Genomic DNA, 16,686 nt, shown 5'->3' with positions numbered 1-16,686 from the left:
TGTAATATAAACAAATAAAATATCGAATAATAAAGGAAAGATAGAGGTGATAATATGCCGAATACAACAGAAAAAGTTGCACAAGACATGGCTAATAACTTTTCAGAAGAAGTATCAAAATTAAGTAGTATGAATTTAGATACTATGGCAGACAAATTTATAGAGTGGGCAACGGTAAGTGGAGTTAAGTTGCTTATAGGATTGATAATAATATCTATAGGACTAAAATTAATAAAAAAAATAATAAAACATTTTATAATTATTTTAGAAAAGAGAGATGTAGATGTTACACTAAGAAGATTTTTACAATCTCTAATATCTGGAGGATTAAAAGGAATACTTTTTATATTTATCCTTGGATACTGGGGATTTGACCTAGCTGGTATGGCAGCTATTTTTGCATCAGCAGGGGTAGCTATAGGTTTAGCACTTCAAGGTAGTTTATCTAACTTTGCAGGTGGATTTATCATATTATTACTTAGACCTTTCAAAGTTGGAGACTATATAGAAGCAGGTATATATGGAGGTACTGTTGAGCAAATTGGATTATTTTATACTCAATTAGTAACTATTGATAATAAGCTTATATTAATTCCAAATGGAACACTATCAAATGGAAGCTTAATAAATTATTCAGCCAAATCAGAACGAAGAGTAGACTTAACGTTTAGCGTAGGGTATGAAAATGACTTGTCTCATGTAAAAAATGTATTAACTAATATAATAAATAGGCATGGTTTAATAATTAAAGAGCCAGTTCCATTCATAGGTGTAAGTGCACATGGTCCAAGCTCTGTAGATTTTGTAGTTAGAGTATGGTGTAAATCTGAAGACTACTGGGCGATACATTTTGATTTATTAGAACAAGTTAAATTAAAATTTGATGAAGAAAAAATTACGATACCTTATCCACAAATGGATTTACATTTAAAAAAGAGTGACTTAAAATTAGAATAAGAGATAAAAAGCTAAAATGGCGGTTAAGCTATTTTAGCTTTTTTTATGTATAAGTTTTTTATAAAAATTTTAATTATGCATAAAAATTTATCATATATGGAGTTAAAAGTAATAAACATATATAAGAAAGAGAATTTATATATCTACTATTGGAGGTAATTTTATGGAGAATGATAAAATTGACATTTTAATAGAGAGGACTAAAAAAATTAAGATGGGCGGAGGAGAGAAAAAAATAGACAAGCAGCATAGCTTAAATAAGTTAACAGCACGAGAAAGAATTGACTTGCTATTTGATAAAAATTCTTTCGTTGAGATAGATCGATTTATAACACATAGATGTACAAACTTTAATATGGAAAAACAAGAAATATTAAGTGATGGTGTTGTGACAGGATATGGGAAAGTAGATGGAAGACTTGTGTATGTTTATGCCCAAGATTTTACGGTTGTAGGTGGATCATTAGGAGAAATGCATGCTAAAAAAATATCAAAAATAATGGATTTGGCAGTAGATGTAGGTGCTCCTATTGTAGGCCTAAATGATTCTGGAGGCGCTAGAATACAAGAGGGAGTAGATGCATTAGCTGGATATGGAGATGTATTTTTCAGAAATGTTAAAGCTTCGGGAGTTGTACCTCAAATATGTGCAATAATGGGGCCATGTGCAGGAGGGGCTGTTTATTCTCCAGCTCTTATGGACTATATATATATGGTAGAAGGTAGTAGTCAAATGTTTATAACAGGTCCTCAAGTTATTAAAACAGTTACAGGCGAAGAAATAAGTGCCGAAAATTTAGGTGGTGCTTATACACATAATTCTGTTTCTGGTGTATCTCACTTTATTTGTAAAGATGATGAAGAATGTATAGAAAATATAAAGAAAATTTTAAGTTATTTACCATCAAATAATATGGAAAAGACACCAATAATAGAAACAGAGGATGAAGTTAACAGATTAACAGACTCAATAGAAAATATAATACCCGAAGATATTAATAAATCTTATGATATGAAAGAAATTATTTGTGAAGTGTTAGATGATAATGAATTTTATGAAGTTAATGAATTATTTGCAAAAAATATTTTAGTTGGATATGGAAGAGTAAATGGAGAAACGGTAGGAATAGTAGCGAATCAACCTAAATTTATGGCAGGGTGCTTAGACATAAATGCATCTGATAAATCTTCAAGATTTATTAGGACATGTGATGCATTTAATATTCCTATTATTACATTTGTGGATGTGCCAGGTTTTTTACCAGGCACAAGTCAAGAACATGGTGGGATTATAAGACATGGAGCGAAAATGCTTTATGCTTATAGTGAAGCCACTGTACCTAAAATAACTATAATAGTTAGAAAGTCATATGGTGGAGCGTACTTAGCTATGGGATCTAAACACCAAGGAGCTGATATTGTTTTAGCACTTCCTAGCGCTCAAATAGCTGTAATGGGACCAGATGGAGCTGCAAATATAATATTTAAAAAAGAAATTTCACAAGCTGAAGATAAAGACAAAGTTAGAACTCAAAAAATAGAAGAATATAAAAATGAATTTGCGACACCATACAAAGCTGCCGAAAGAGGTTATATAGATGATGTTATAGAGCCAAAATATACAAGAATTAGAGTAGCAGATGCATTAGATATGTTGAGTTATAAAAGAAAACAAACGATACCTAAAAAACATGGAAATATACCTTTATAGGATGTGGTGTTTATGAATATAAATGAAATAATAAATGGAGTAAAATTTGATATAGCTTCTTTATCTTTTGGAGAAAAAATGATTGGTAGTATTTTTTTAGCTATTTTATCAATGTTAATAGTTTTTTGTATATTAGCGTGTATAAGTGCAATTATTAGTTTAATGTATAACGTATTTTATAAAAAACGAGATAGTAAAGAACATTTAGCAATTGAGAAAACAATAGAATTAAAAAATGATAAATACAAAGATGAAAAAAATATAAATTCATTTGAAAAAAATGATATAAATCAAAATGAAGTAGTAGCAGTTATAGTAGCATGTATAAATCAATTTAGACAAAATGAAGATAGTGAAATAATAGTTAGAAAAATAATCAGAAGTAATAATAATTATAGTAGTTGGAATAATGGAATTGGGGGATTTAGCAATGATAAAAACTTATAATGTTGCTGTTAATGGTATTTGTTATGAAGTAGAAGTAGAAGAGGTTACAAAATCAAATAAAGTTAAATCTATGGATCCTATAGATAAAAATAATAAAATAAATGAACAAGTTAAAAGTAAAATAGAAAATTCAAATACTAATGTAAAATCAAATGATAAAGTAGATAAGATGGATAATAATTCAAAAGAGAATATATTTTCTCCTATGCCAGGTGTTGTAAATAAAATAAATGTCTCTAAAAATCAAAGTGTATCAAGAGGGGATATATTACTTATACTAGAGGCTATGAAAATGGAAAATGAAATTGTATCTCCTGTTGATGGAGTTATAAAAGATATACATATATCTGAAAAATCTACAGTAAATAGTGGTGAATTATTAATAAGTATAGAATAAATAAAAAAATATATAATTATGCACAAATTGTAAGGAAAATGTAATAATTTTGTAAGATAAATAATGTATACTTGAATTAGAAAAAATATTAAGGAGACATTTGTATGGATTATATTCAAGGCTTATATTATGTTGCAAAAGATTATTGGTTTCTTACAATGTTAGTTGGTTTAGTTACATGTTTTATAGAAAGCTTTTTACCAATATTACCTCTAATTGCTATAGTAGGTGCAAATGCGCTTTTACTTGGATTATTTGGAGGTTTAGTGTTATCTTGGATAGGATCAGGATTAGGAACTTTATTATTATTTATTATAGTTAGTAAATTTAGTGATAATAAGTTTTTTAATAAATTGAGAAATGAAAAAACTGAGAAGGCTATAAAATGGATGGATAAGCAAGGATTCAAATTATTATTCTTTGCATATTCTTGCCCCTTTATACCAAGTTTTTTAGTTACAGTAACATCAGCTTTTTGCAAAAGAGAATTAATAAATTTTGCACCTGCAATGCTAGCTGGAAAGTTTGTGATGTTTTTAGTAGTTAGTTATCCGGCCAGTGATATAAAGGGGTTTATTAGTAGTCCAACAAAGATAGGACTATTTTTACTACTAGTATTTTTATCTTGGAAAATAGGTAGTAAGGTAAATTCAAGTTTACAAGAAAATCATAAAGAAAATGAAAAACATTATAATGATATAGTTGAATAAAAATTGATTTAATTATAGAATCAACTATTTACATGGGTAATAAAAGGGAAATATCTCTAATTATAATTGAGATATTTCCATTTTATAATATAAAATAAAATCTATATCCTAGTAAAAATATAACTAAGAAATTTAAAAATTTACACAAAAACTTTTCTGTTTTGGAATTTGTTTTAATCGGTAGTAATGAAAAATTTATAGAAATAGGATAAAATATTTCTATACCCTCTTTTGTGAGAAAATCAAGAAATAAATGAGATACATATCCTAAAAAAAATCCTGAACATAAGCAAATAAAGACAATATTATTATTACTAGATAGTATTAGAATTTTGCAAATATATACTAAAATTGATAGAAACAATAAACTATGAGTAAATCCTCTATGCTTAAACTTTGATCCTAGTTTTTTATATAAAATAGGATATCTTTTACTAATATAAGAACCTCTCATATCTATATCTGGAAATAAAGAACCTAGATATGAAAAATATATATAAATAAATAGTAGTATTATCTTATAAATAATGTCATATTCTTTTAAAAAATTATTATTTAAAAATGGAATAGACAAAAGTGCAAAGACATAGCCACCTTTTACATGAGTCTCCTTTACCATAAGTCCTCCTTGAATGATATAATATTAAATGTCGATATAAATTAAAAGTTTAATTTATTTTTATTATATATTAAAAAAAATGTTTTTACAAAAATAATTTATAGAAAAATTTTAATTAAAGCACAAATAAGCCTTCATTTAATTTGAAGGCTTATTTGTATTATTTAAGAGCATTTTTATAGTTTTCTTTAGCTTTATTCCAATTAACAACATTAAACCAATTGTCTATGTAACTACTACGATTATTTCTATATTTTAGATAATAGGCATGTTCCCATACATCAAGTCCAATAATAGGTTTTAAATTTAAAGTAATTGTACTATCCTGATTTGAAGTAGTAGTTATAGATAAATTTCCAGATTCATCAGAAACTAACCAAGCCCATCCAGATCCGAAAATACCTAAGCCAGCTTTTTTAAAAGAATCTTTAAAGTTATCGAAAGAACCAAAGTCTCTAATTATTGCTTTTTCTAGTTCTCCATCTAAATTAGTTTTATCAGGTGTCATAATATCAAAAAAGAATTCATGATTGTAAACTCCACCACCATTATTTTTTATAACTTTGGACACTTCAGAGGGTAAACAATCTAGACATGCAAGAAGATCATAAATGTTAGAGCTATATAAATCTGGATAGTCTTTTATAGCATCATTAAATTTATCTAGATATGTTTTATAGTGTTTATCATGGTGAAGTTGCATAGTTTCCTTATCAATGAAAGGTTCTAATGCGTCATATCCGTATGGTAATGGTTTTAAATCAAGAGGTTGATATTTAGGGGATAATGCAAATGAAGTACTTGTGTTAAAAAATATTAGAAAGCTAAAAATAAAAACTATTAAAAAATTATTTTTCATAAAATCACCTCCTGATTATTATGCTTATTTAAAGACAAAAAAATTTACTAAATTTAAATATAATTTTATATAAAACTTGACAGATAAAGAATAGTATTATATTATTTTGATAAACGTTTAAAAAATAATAACTATTATATACCAGGGGAACCTTTTATATTTTATATAAAGGGTTCTTTGTCTGTAATTAAATTTAAAGCCTAAATTTTATAATTTAAATTGTAAAATTTAGGCTTTAAATTTATAATTAGGTATAAATAAGGGGGTATTAATTTGAATAAAGAACTGGAAAATATAAGTTTAAGTGAAAAAAAAATATATATAAATTTTATAATTTTCACATCTATACTATGTGTAGTAATTTTATTTGCAATCGAGCAGATATTAATGGTGGATTATTTGACTAAGACTGTAAGTAAAATTATTTTATTTACTATGAGTCCGGTTGTATTTATAAAGATAATTAGAAAGACAAGTTTAAAAGAAGGACTTAATTTAAAGCTAGTAGATAAAGAAACGATAGGTGTAGGAATTCTTTTAGGGGTATTATCTGCAGTTATATTAGTCGGAGCTTTTATGTTTTTTAAAAAAATAATAAATATGGATGTTATATTTTTAGAATTAGCTACAAAATCAAAAATAACATCTACAAATTATTTAATCGTAACTACATATTTTACATTTGCAAATTCTTTTTTAGAGGAATTTTTTTTTAGAGGATTTATATTTACTAATTTAAATAAAATGGGATATAAAAAAGTAGGATATATTTTTTCTTCATTGTTATTTGCATTGTATCATATAGGTATATTTAAAAACTGGTTTAGTATTGAATTAATTCTATTATGTATACTAGGGTTATTTATAACAGGAATTGTATTTAATTATGTTGATACTAAGTCGGATAATTTTTTAAATTCATGGGCAATACATATTTTAGCTGACTTGACGATAGTTATAATAGGATATATATATTTGTTCAAGTAAAGTACAATATTAATTAAGCAAATTTATAAAACTAAATTTAAATTTAGACTCCTATATGTATAGACTTCTATAATATGTAAAAAATAGTAAATAGAAGAATAGTAGGAGGAATAATAAAATTATGTGCGGACACGTTTCAATATATTATAAAAATAGGAATAAAGATTTAGAAATAGAAAAATTAGTAGAGAACATTAATCACAGAGGACCTAATCATACTGGTATATATAAAAAAGATAATATAGAATTTGCATTTAAAAGGTTGAGCATATTAGACTTAGAAAATGGAAGTCAACCATTTGAAAAAAATAATAATACTATTATTTTTAATGGTGAAATATATAATCATAATATCTTAAGAAGTAATTTAATTGATAAAGGATATGAATTTAAAACAAACTGTGATACAGAGGTTTTGTTGACTTCTTATATTGAAAATAAAGAAAAATGTGTAGAAAATTTAAGAGGAATGTTTTCATTTATAATTTATGATGAAGAAAGAAATTTACTATTTGGAGCTAGAGATCACTTTGGTATAAAACCTTTATACTATCTGGACAATTCTGATTTTATAGTTTTTTCATCAGAGTATAAAGCAATAGTAAATTTATTAGATGAGGTAAATTTAAATGAAAAAAGTCTTCAAAACTATCTTTCATTTCAGTATGTTCCATTAGAAAATACAATGATAGAAGATATTAAATTAATTCCACCAGGATATTCATTTACAGTAAAGGATGGAAAACTTGAACTTAAAAAATATTATAAAGTAGACTTTATACCTAAAAAACACATTACAGCAAATGATGTTAAAGAAGTTGTAGCAGATTCAATAAAGCATCATATGGACGCACATGTAGAAGTTGGTACATTTTTATCTGGAGGAATAGATTCGACTATAGTAGCGACAATAGCATCCCAGGTAAATCCAAATATTAAATCTTTTTCAGTTGGATTTGGAGTGGATGGATATGATGAAATAGAGGTTGCTAAAAAAACTGCTAGAGTTTTAGGTATAGAAAATATAGATATTAATGTTACCCAACAAGATTATATAAAGTCATTGCCAGAGGTTTTTTATCATTTAGACGATCCAGTAGCTGATCCATCTCAAGTTGGGATATATTTTTTATCAAAAGAAGCGAAAAAACATGCTACAGTAGTTTTATCAGGTGAAGGAGCCGATGAACTTTTTGGTGGTTACAATATATATAAAGAGTATAATAGTGTAAAGCCTATATTAAATATGCCTAGAGGTATTAAAAAGGCTCTAAATGGAGTATCTAGTGTAATGCCAAATATAAAAGGTAAGAGTTATTTATATAGAGCAACAACTCCATTAGAAGATAGATATATTGGGAATGCAAAGATATTTGAAAATGATGAAGTTAGAAAAATAGTAAAAAACTACAGTGAAAACAATGAATATCAAAAAATACTTTCTTCCATATATGAAGAAGCTAGAATTAATAACTATGATTATGTAACTACAATGCAACATGTAGATGTTAATACATGGTTAGAGGGAGACATCCTTCAAAAGGCAGATAAGATGTCGATGGCTCAATCTATAGAGCTTAGAGTTCCTTTTTTAGATAAAGAAGTGTTAGAATTAGCAAAACATTTAAAAATTGATCAAAAAATAAGTAATTCTAATACTAAGGTATTACTTAGAGAAGCGTTTAAAGATATAATACCACTACATATGGTAGAGAAGAAAAAATTAGGATTTCCAACTCCTATTAGAGTTTGGCTAAAAGAGGATTTAGGGGATGTTGTTAGACAAACTATACATGATGCTGATGTAGATGAGGTATTAAATAAAGATTATGCTATAAATTTATTGGATAATCACATAAAAGATCATCAAGATAATTCTAGAAAAATTTGGTCTATATATGCATTTTGTTTATGGCATCAAATGTTTATGGAAAATAAAATAATTAAATATTAATAATAGGAGTTATAATGAATACATATTTATTCATTATAACTCCTATTTTATAATATTTAATTATATAGTTAAATTAGAATGATTATTAATATAGTTCTTATAATCATTTACATAACCGCTTAATATATTTTTTAAAGCTTTTCCAATTTTAGAGTAAGATTCATCATTAAGATTGGCAAGAGAAACTCTTACAGACCAATCAGGGCCAGCAAAACCATTTCCACTAAGTAAAACAATTGAGTAGTTATTAGCTAATTTATATAAAACATCTACAGGAGAATAATGAGATTTTAAGTATTTTACGAAATCATCTCCATAATTAAATTTTGCCCAATTTTCTATATCAAATTGAGTGTAATAAGCAGCATTATTTTTATCTTCTTTAATAACTACTCCTAATGCATTATATAATAAGTCATGACGTTTATTACAAATACTGATATTTAACTTTTTATATGCATTTTCCTTATCAATTAATGCAAATGCAGAGAAAAATGCCATTTGAACTTGTTGTGGTGTAGATAAACCTGCTGTATGGTTAAGGGCAACTAATCTACTATCAGCAACTATTCTATCCATAAATGATAAAGTTGATGGATTTAAACTCATATCAGAATAACGTTTATTTAAAGATAATTTTAATTCCTCATCTAAATCATTTATTCTTTTATCAAATACATTAGTTTTGTGTAAAGCCATTGTACCTAGTCTCCACCCTGTAACTCCAAAATATTTAGAGTAAGAGTAAACTCCTATGGTATTATATGGTAGTTTACACATTAATGAGGTAAATTCATTTACAAAAGTGCCATACACATCGTCAGATATTATCATCAAATCTTTATTATAATTTTTAACTACATCAACAAGATTTGTAGAACATTCATCGCTTATTGCTATAGATGCTGGATTGTTAGGATTAACCACAAATAGAGCTTTTATAGATGTATCTTTAAGTTTATCTAATTCTTTTTTTGAATATTGCCACGTATGATTTCCATATTCATCGATTTCGTCTGCATTTATATTAATAACTTCAAATTCATATCTAGGAAGATGAGGTATTTCTAAATAAGGAGTAAATATAGGTGTCATTAGAGCAATTTTATCACCTTTTCGTAAAAGTTCATTAGCCATTAAAGAATCAAAAATATAGCACATTGCAGCTGTAGCTCCCTCTACTGCAAATATATCTAATTCTCCACCTAATTTAGTATTATATTTCATTTCTTGAACTAAATAATCATGAACTATTTTTTCTAAATGAGGCAACATTCTATCTGGAACTGGATAGTTATCACCAATTATAGCATCTGCTAATTCATGAACAAAATCATCACCATTAAAATTTAATTCGTTTATACCGTAATCAACTATGTTTTTTAATAATTCAGCACCTGGCATATCTTTATTTTCACTTATATAATTATAAAATCTATCACAGATACCAGTTTTTTGAGGCATACCTGCTAAATTTCCTAAATCCCAGTTTAAACGAGTCTCATTAACTGCAAACTGTCCAAATGTAAAAAATGCTTCTCTAGGTGTAGCTGCAGTCCAGTTAGGGTTTCCGCGACCTGCATCTAGTAAAGGCATGTTATTTTTATTTGAATTGTATCTTGCTAAATCTATTAGTCTATCCTTAAATTCAAAAGGACTTATTTTTCCATATATCATTTGAATCTCTTTATAACTATATTTTTTCATAAGATAATCTCCTTAAAGGTTAGTAAATAATATGTTTATAATAAAGATTATATAAATAAATTTAATAAAAGTAAATAATAAAAATAAGTATAAAAGTCATGGAACGTTAAAAAATAATGTTAAACATGAATGAAACATGAATAAAGTAAATAATATATGGATTTAGATTTAAAAAATAAAGACGTAGGTACTTAGATAGTGATAACTTTTAAAAAAATAAAAAAGAGCTTAAATTAGCTCTTTTTTATTTAACTCCTAAAATACCGGATAAGAGTATTTCTATATTTGCACCTAAAAAATAATTATTTATATCAATTAGATTTAATGCATCTTTTATGCTATCTTCGTCATGTTTTATTCCAACTAATAAATTCTCTATATAAGAAACATCAGATTCACCAAAAAAATCACCAAAGAATTTAATATTTTTTATAATTCCCTTTTCAACATTAAGATTGAACTCCACATTTCCGCCAGGGTATTTTAATTGATTAGTTAAACTATATTTAGGAGAGTTTCCAAAATTCCATTCCCAAGAGTTATATTTATTGTTAGCTAATAACCAGATATTATCGATATCATCATTTGTTAAATCATATGTTTTATTATTGCTATTAGTATTTAATAAATAATTTATAATTAAATCTTTAAATTCTAAAATAGATATATCTTTTTTTAAGTGTTCTCTTATATTAGTTACTCTTGATTTTACACTTTTGATACCTTTGCCTTCAAATTTTATGGGCTTTACCTTTAATGCATTTGAAAGGTCTGAAATTTGAGATGAAAACAATAATGTACCGTGATGCATGACTCTATTTTTATAGTTGTACTGTGCATTACCTGAAAATTTTTTACCATCTATTAATAGATCATTTCTACCAGAAAAAGTAGCATCAATATCTAAAGTTCTCAATAAATTTATTATTGGTTGTGTAAATCTTTTAAAATCACTAAATCCTTTTTTATCATTAGCTATAAATGTAAAATTAATATTTCCCAAATCATGAAAAACAGCTCCACCCCCAGATTGCCTTCTTACTACAGGAATATTATTTTCTTTTACATATTCAATATTTATTTCGGATAATGTGTTTTGATTTTTTCCTACAATGATTGATGGCTCATTTCTCCATAAAATAAATATATCATCACAGAAATTTTTTAGAAAATATTCTTCCATAGCAAGGTTAAAGTATGGATTAGTTTTATCGTTATAAATTAATAACATCGTCATCCCCCTAGATTTATATTATTTAATTAATAAAACTTTTTAATTAATCAAATAGTATCATATGATGTAAAAAAAAGTAAATATATATTATTTTTAGAATTTAACAAAAATTTAAAAAAATGGTTGATAAAACAAATAAGTTAATCTATAATGATTAATAAGTAAAACAAAAGTGAATAAAAAAGGGTAGAGGCTGCGATATTTATCAGTACTAATAATGAGGTAAGCACAATGATTTATTAGGAAAGGAACTATCGCCGAAGCTTATAACTAATGCTTTGAAGTTATATTGCTGGGTATGCATAAAATATATGCATAACTGTCACAAACTTGTTTTGTGGGGAGCTACATTTAAGGAATTTTTACAATACAGTAGACTATATATAGTACTGCTATATTTAAAATTTGTTGCGCGCAGAGATTAATCCAAATTTTAAATAAACTATGTAAATGAAAATAAGCCTTGAGTGTAAACTCAAGGCTTTTTTATTACCCTCCATATTCACAATAAAAATTAAGGAGGATATGTTTTATGAATAATAGAAAATTTAGATTAATACTAGTAACAGTAATTATGTTAATTTTATCGTCACCATTAGTGTTTGCAGGGGAGGTAGATCAAGCTACTATCAATGCTCAAAAGTTTCAATTAGTAACCTTACTACCGCCAGTTATAGCTATAGTATTAGCTTTTTTAACTAAAAATGTTGTAGTATCTTTATTTTTAGGAATTTTATCAGGTAGCTTTATAATTAATATATCTGGTAATAACGTATTTTCAGCATTAATACAAGCTTTTTTAGACTTAGTAAATAGAGCATTAAATTCTTTAGCTGATCCTTGGAATGCAGGCATAATTCTTCAAGTTTTAGCAATAGGAGGCGTAATAAATCTTGTTGCAAAGATGGGAGGAGCTAAAGCTATAGCAGAAGCACTAGCTAAAAGAGCAAAAACAGCAAAAGGAACTCAGATTATAACTTGGTTTTTAGGACTTTTAGTATTCTTTGATGACTATGCAAATTCATTAATAGTAGGTCCAATAATGAGACCTGTAACAGATAAAATGAAAATATCAAGAGAAAGATTAGCTTTTATAATAGATGCAACAGCTGCTCCAATAGCTGGACTTGCAATAATATCTACATGGATAGGACTTGAAGTTGGACTTATAAATGATGCTTTTACAGGGATTGGTGTAAATGCAGATGCATTTGGTATATTCTTAAATACTATACCATACAGATTTTACAATATATTAATATTAGCTTTTATAGTAATAACTGCACTTTTAGCAAAAGATTTTGGGCCTATGAGAGATGCTGAATTAAGAGCCAAGTCTGAGAGACTGAATAATTTAGTGGATGGTAATTTAGAGGATAAAGAAAAATCAGATCTAGAGCCTAAAGAAGGAATAAAATTAAGTATATGGAATGCAATAATACCTATAGGTACTTTGATAATAACGGCTTTAATTTCTTTTTATTATAGTGGATATAGTTCGATAATGAGCAGTGAGGATCAAATATTAATACAATTATTTACAAATTCTCCATTCTCATTTGAAGCTATAAAGGAAGCTTTTAGTGCTTCAGATGCATCAGTAGCATTATTCCAATCAGCATTATTCGCTAGTATAGTTGGTATAGCGATGGCTGTTTCTAAGAAAATATTTACAATATCAGAGGCTATAGAAACATGGATAGATGGAATGAAAGGTCTATTAATGACAGGTGTTATATTAATACTAGCATGGTCTTTAAGTTCAGTAATAAAAGAGTTAGGAACTGCTAAATATTTAGTAACGTTACTATCAGGATCTTTACCATATTTCCTATTACCAAGTATTATATTTATATTAGGTGCAGTTATATCATTTGCTACAGGGACTGCTTATGGTACTATGGGGATACTTATGCCACTTGCAGTACCATTAGCACATTCTATAAATCCAGAAATGTCATTTATAATAGTTACAACAAGTGCAGTTTTAACAGGTGCTATATTTGGAGATCATTGTTCTCCTATATCTGATACAACGATTTTATCTTCTATGGGGGCTGGATGTAATCATATAGACCATGTTAAAACTCAAATGCCATATTCATTATTTGTGGCTTTTATAACAGTAGTGTTTGGATATATTCCAGCAGGTTTAGGATTACCAATTTATATAGTATTACCTATATCTTTATTTGCAATATTTATAGGGGTTCAAATATTCGGCAAGAAAGTTGAAGTTGAAGAAAATTTAGAAATAATAGAAAATATAAATTAAAAAGTAACAGAATAATATAACCGAAAGTGAAAATAATAAAAATGATACAAAATAAACGTAACAGATTAGTTACGTTTATTTTGTATCATTTTAAACATTTCAATTATATACTAAGAATTTTAACTTAATAATTGTATAGAAGAGGTTATGTTATGGCATATATAAATTTTAAAGAAGAAAAAGCAGTATTAAAAGATCAGTTAGAAAGAAGAAAGAAGAATAATGAAAAGTTATATATTGATATAGTTAAACATAAAATTGATTTAACTGGATATATTCCAGATTCCAATTATAGTTATAATAAAGTTGAAAGTAAGCTTATTGGGAAAAAAGGATTATATGATGAAGAGAACTTTATGAATATTGATAGTTTAGATATAATTTGTGCAAAATTCATAGGATGTAGCTTTAGAAATATTAAATTCAAAAACTGTAGATTTATAGGGTGTATATTTGAAGATTGTATTTTTAATGGTGGAGGTGTTGTGTTTGAAAATTGTATCTTTATAAAAGAAGACAGTGAAAAGCTTCCGGCACTAAATAAAAAAGACAATTTAGGGTGCAGTTTTTATAAATGTGAAATTTATGCTAAATTTTTAAATTGTGATAATTCATACTTGATTTTTGAAAACTGTAAAATAAAAAATACATCAATAGAGTTAACAGCTATGAACAATGCAATTATTATGCATAGCGAGTTAAGTGTTGTGGATATTGTTGATAGCGATTTATCTGGATTTAAGACATATGAATGCTATATAGAAGATATTCAGTTTAATGATAAATATAAAACAAAATTTGATGAAAAAACATTTTTTGATAAAATTGAACCTAGAGTAAAAGATAAGAAAGAATATGAAGGTATTTATATGACCTATGAAAGCCTTGCAGATAAGTTTAAAGAAAATACTCTAAATAATAATTTTGGAGAGTATTATTACTTAGGCAAATGTACAGAGAGAAAATGTTCAAATATTATACCTAAAATTGGATCTTATTTATACTGGCTTTTATGTGGTTATGGAGAAAGACCTTGGTTTTGTGTTTTATCATCATTAGCAATAATTTTTATATTTTCTATAGCATATTTATTGACTGGCATGGATTTAGATGGAGAAACTGTTAGGTATACATTAACTAATATAAATACATGGAATATATGGAAATTATTGAAAGATTTTAATGAATCTACAAATTTAAGTGTAGGTATGTTTGCTGGTGTAGGTTGCAATAATTCAAAACCTACAGCGATTTCTTATACTGTAGCAAATATCGAAATGCTTGTTGGAGTAGTAATGATGGGGTTAGGTATAGGAACATTGACAAGAAAGGTAGTTAGATGATATAAAAATTACAAAAATCTATTGCATATTATATAAAACATAATTACAATTAAATTGTAGTAAATGTTTTCGCGGATGTGGCGGAATTGGCAGACGCACCAGACTTAGGATCTGGCGCTTTACGGCGTGGGGGTTCGACTCCCTTCATCCGCACCAATAAAAAAAGGATTATTATCATAAATTTATGATAATAATCCTTTTTTTTATTTTTATTATTAGGATATAACATAAAAAAGAATGTAGACAATCTACATCCTTTTTTTATATTAAGCTGCTTGAGTAGAATCTTCTTTAGTTCCTCTTATTTCATCAGCAGTTTTTATATTGTAATTTTTGAATATTGCATGTCCTAAGAATCCAGCAGCAACACTTACTACTACACAACCAGCAGCAGCTATTAAAGCAGGTGTTCCGTTTTGTCCAACTGCAACTGCAAAACCAGCTATAGGAGTTGCTAAACCAGGTTGGCTTATAGTTATTGGAGATACAAAGTAACTTACTAAAGCAACTACTAATCCAGATAATGCTCCACCTATAAAGTTAGTAACGAATACTGGAATTGGGTTAGCAGATATTATATCTGATTGTGTTAAAGGTTCTATAGCAACAGATATTGTATCTTTCTTTGAACCAAATTTCATCTTTGAGAAGAATACAAAGTTCATGAAAGAAGAACCGAATACTGCTAATGCACCGATAGCCATTGGAGTACCAGTTAATGATATTATAGCTGTTAAGGCCATTGAAGATAATGGAGCCGTAGCAACAACTGTTATTATTCCACCTAATATTATACCCATAATTATTTGAGAAGCTAATCCAGAACCACTAGATGCTTGTATTAAAACTTGTCCTATTTGCTTTAATGTTCCGTTTACTACTGGATCCATACCCATAGCGATTGCTCTTGAAAGCGGAGCAGCAACTAATATTATTACTATTAAGTCAAGTCCAGCAGGAACTTTCTCCTCTAAGAACTTAACAACAAATGATATTAAGTATCCAGCAACGAATCCTGGTAATATACCGAATCCTGAAACTGATAAACCAACTAAAACAGCGTAAACAGGAGAAACTCCTAATGCTAAAGGAACTAATATCCCAGCAGCTACACCACCTAAAGAACCGTTAGCTCCACCAACTTGAGCTAAGAAATCTATACCCATTTGTTGTCCAAATAATGAAGCATGGAAAGCTTCAACTAAAAAACTTGCGCAAGCTGCACTTGCTAATGCACCCATAGCTTTCATACCTTGAGGCGCTTTGTAACTGAATAATGTGAATAATGCCAGTACTACTAATAATAAGCCAGTACCCATAAGAATTTGTGCCATAATTTCTTTTCCTCCTAAAAATGTAAATAGACTACTACCTTTTGGTAGTGTTTTCCTTGTTTGCATTTTTCAAACAATTGATTAGATTAATTACAATTATAGAACAAACTTCGACAAATGTAAACACTTTTATTGATAAAAATTTATTTTTT

Annotated in this window: 14 protein-coding genes, 1 tRNA gene and 1 riboswitch; of the genes, 10 read left to right on the top strand and 5 right to left on the bottom strand. The window is 27.3% G+C overall.

The window, feature by feature from the left end:
- The first annotated feature begins 54 nt into the window (after window positions 1-54).
- From BLP75_RS04930 to BLP75_RS04910, 5 genes are all read left to right on the top strand, one after another.
- On the top strand, window positions 55-957 hold the full coding sequence (locus BLP75_RS04930) for a mechanosensitive ion channel family protein (RefSeq protein ID WP_330385780.1): 903 nt from the start codon (window positions 55-57) through the stop codon (window positions 955-957).
- Between the two features lie 163 nt (window positions 958-1,120).
- Entirely contained in the window at window positions 1,121-2,668 is a 1,548-nt protein-coding gene (locus tag BLP75_RS04925; protein ID WP_092724400.1) for an acyl-CoA carboxylase subunit beta, read from the top strand.
- Window positions 2,669-2,680: 12 nt separating this feature from the next.
- Window positions 2,681-3,115: an OadG family protein gene (locus BLP75_RS04920; RefSeq protein WP_092724398.1), complete on the top strand. Its 435-nt coding sequence runs from the start codon at window positions 2,681-2,683 to the stop codon at window positions 3,113-3,115.
- Entirely contained in the window at window positions 3,099-3,512 is a 414-nt protein-coding gene (locus BLP75_RS04915) for a biotin/lipoyl-containing protein (protein ID WP_170139162.1), read from the top strand. Before BLP75_RS04920 ends, BLP75_RS04915 begins: the two co-directional genes overlap by 17 nt.
- Window positions 3,513-3,616: 104 nt before the next feature.
- Entirely contained in the window at window positions 3,617-4,222 is a 606-nt protein-coding gene (locus BLP75_RS04910; protein ID WP_092724395.1) for a TVP38/TMEM64 family protein, read from the top strand.
- Between the two features lie 82 nt (window positions 4,223-4,304).
- Here the strand turns inward: BLP75_RS04910 and BLP75_RS18590 are convergent, their stop codons facing one another.
- Both BLP75_RS18590 and BLP75_RS04900 read right to left on the bottom strand, forming a co-directional pair.
- Window positions 4,305-4,841 (bottom strand): metal-dependent hydrolase, encoded by a 537-nt coding sequence (locus tag BLP75_RS18590; protein WP_092724393.1) that lies wholly within the window; start codon window positions 4,839-4,841, stop codon window positions 4,305-4,307.
- A 160-nt stretch (window positions 4,842-5,001) separates the two neighbouring features.
- Window positions 5,002-5,700 carry a superoxide dismutase gene (locus BLP75_RS04900; RefSeq protein ID WP_092724391.1) on the bottom strand — a complete coding sequence of 233 codons (699 nt, stop codon included), beginning with the start codon at window positions 5,698-5,700 and terminating at the stop codon, window positions 5,002-5,004.
- 273 nt (window positions 5,701-5,973) lie between these two features.
- Between BLP75_RS04900 and BLP75_RS04895 the strand changes: the two genes are divergently transcribed.
- Together BLP75_RS04895 and asnB are read left to right on the top strand one after the other, a co-directional pair.
- On the top strand, window positions 5,974-6,687 hold the full coding sequence (locus tag BLP75_RS04895) for a CPBP family intramembrane glutamic endopeptidase (protein WP_092724389.1): 714 nt from the start codon (window positions 5,974-5,976) through the stop codon (window positions 6,685-6,687).
- A gap of 121 nt (window positions 6,688-6,808) precedes the next feature.
- On the top strand, window positions 6,809-8,641 hold the full coding sequence (gene asnB / locus BLP75_RS04890) for an asparagine synthase (glutamine-hydrolyzing) (RefSeq protein ID WP_092724387.1): 1,833 nt from the start codon (window positions 6,809-6,811) through the stop codon (window positions 8,639-8,641).
- A 60-nt stretch (window positions 8,642-8,701) separates the two neighbouring features.
- Here the strand turns inward: asnB and aspD are convergent, their stop codons facing one another.
- Both aspD and lplA read right to left on the bottom strand, forming a co-directional pair.
- Window positions 8,702-10,348 carry an aspartate 4-decarboxylase gene (gene aspD / locus BLP75_RS04885; RefSeq protein WP_092724385.1) on the bottom strand — a complete coding sequence of 549 codons (1,647 nt, stop codon included), beginning with the start codon at window positions 10,346-10,348 and terminating at the stop codon, window positions 8,702-8,704.
- 244 nt (window positions 10,349-10,592) lie between these two features.
- On the bottom strand, window positions 10,593-11,579 hold the full coding sequence (gene lplA, locus BLP75_RS04880) for a lipoate--protein ligase (protein WP_092724383.1): 987 nt from the start codon (window positions 11,577-11,579) through the stop codon (window positions 10,593-10,595).
- 182 nt (window positions 11,580-11,761) lie between these two features.
- Window positions 11,762-11,938, top strand: a riboswitch (Lysine riboswitch).
- Between the two features lie 176 nt (window positions 11,939-12,114).
- On the opposite strand from lplA, the gene BLP75_RS04875 reads away from it, so the two are divergent.
- The 3 genes from BLP75_RS04875 (at window position 12,115) to BLP75_RS04865 (ending at window position 15,356) form a co-directional block, all read left to right on the top strand.
- Window positions 12,115-13,857, top strand: a complete 1,743-nt coding sequence (locus tag BLP75_RS04875; RefSeq protein WP_092724381.1) for a Na+/H+ antiporter NhaC family protein — start codon at window positions 12,115-12,117, stop codon at window positions 13,855-13,857.
- A 152-nt stretch (window positions 13,858-14,009) separates the two neighbouring features.
- A complete protein-coding gene (locus BLP75_RS04870) occupies window positions 14,010-15,200 on the top strand; it encodes a pentapeptide repeat-containing protein (protein ID WP_092724380.1) in 1,191 nt (396 codons plus the stop codon).
- Window positions 15,201-15,271: 71 nt separating this feature from the next.
- Window positions 15,272-15,356: transfer RNA gene (locus BLP75_RS04865), tRNA-Leu, on the top strand.
- Between the two features lie 110 nt (window positions 15,357-15,466).
- On the opposite strand, the gene BLP75_RS04860 is transcribed toward BLP75_RS04865, so the two are convergent.
- Entirely contained in the window at window positions 15,467-16,534 is a 1,068-nt protein-coding gene (locus tag BLP75_RS04860) for a PTS sugar transporter subunit IIC (protein ID WP_092724378.1), read from the bottom strand.
- Between the last annotated feature and the right edge of the window lie 152 nt (window positions 16,535-16,686).

Source organism: Romboutsia lituseburensis DSM 797 (assembly GCF_900103615.1).
GTDB classification, from domain to species: domain Bacteria; phylum Bacillota; class Clostridia; order Peptostreptococcales; family Peptostreptococcaceae; genus Romboutsia_F; species Romboutsia_F lituseburensis.
This window is presented reverse-complemented; position numbering and strand designations above follow the sequence as displayed.

Excerpts from the sequence above, each read along its gene's own strand:
- BLP75_RS04875 (WP_092724381.1), top strand. The coding sequence starts at position 12,115 with ATGAATAATAGAAAATTTAGATTAATACTAGTAACAGTAATTATGTTA.
- BLP75_RS04925 (WP_092724400.1), top strand. The coding sequence starts at position 1,121 with ATGGAGAATGATAAAATTGACATTTTAATAGAGAGGACTAAAAAAATT.
- BLP75_RS04930 (WP_330385780.1), top strand. The coding sequence starts at position 55 with ATGCCGAATACAACAGAAAAAGTTGCACAAGACATGGCTAATAACTTT.
- BLP75_RS04870 (WP_092724380.1), top strand. The coding sequence starts at position 14,010 with ATGGCATATATAAATTTTAAAGAAGAAAAAGCAGTATTAAAAGATCAG.
- BLP75_RS04900 (WP_092724391.1), bottom strand. The coding sequence starts at position 5,700 with ATGAAAAATAATTTTTTAATAGTTTTTATTTTTAGCTTTCTAATATTT.
- BLP75_RS18590 (WP_092724393.1), bottom strand. The coding sequence starts at position 4,841 with ATGGTAAAGGAGACTCATGTAAAAGGTGGCTATGTCTTTGCACTTTTG.
- BLP75_RS04860 (WP_092724378.1), bottom strand. The coding sequence starts at position 16,534 with ATGGCACAAATTCTTATGGGTACTGGCTTATTATTAGTAGTACTGGCA.
- asnB (WP_092724387.1), top strand. The coding sequence starts at position 6,809 with ATGTGCGGACACGTTTCAATATATTATAAAAATAGGAATAAAGATTTA.
- BLP75_RS04920 (WP_092724398.1), top strand. The coding sequence starts at position 2,681 with ATGAATATAAATGAAATAATAAATGGAGTAAAATTTGATATAGCTTCT.
- aspD (WP_092724385.1), bottom strand. The coding sequence starts at position 10,348 with ATGAAAAAATATAGTTATAAAGAGATTCAAATGATATATGGAAAAATA.
- BLP75_RS04910 (WP_092724395.1), top strand. The coding sequence starts at position 3,617 with ATGGATTATATTCAAGGCTTATATTATGTTGCAAAAGATTATTGGTTT.
- lplA (WP_092724383.1), bottom strand. The coding sequence starts at position 11,579 with ATGTTATTAATTTATAACGATAAAACTAATCCATACTTTAACCTTGCT.
- BLP75_RS04915 (WP_170139162.1), top strand. The coding sequence starts at position 3,099 with ATGATAAAAACTTATAATGTTGCTGTTAATGGTATTTGTTATGAAGTA.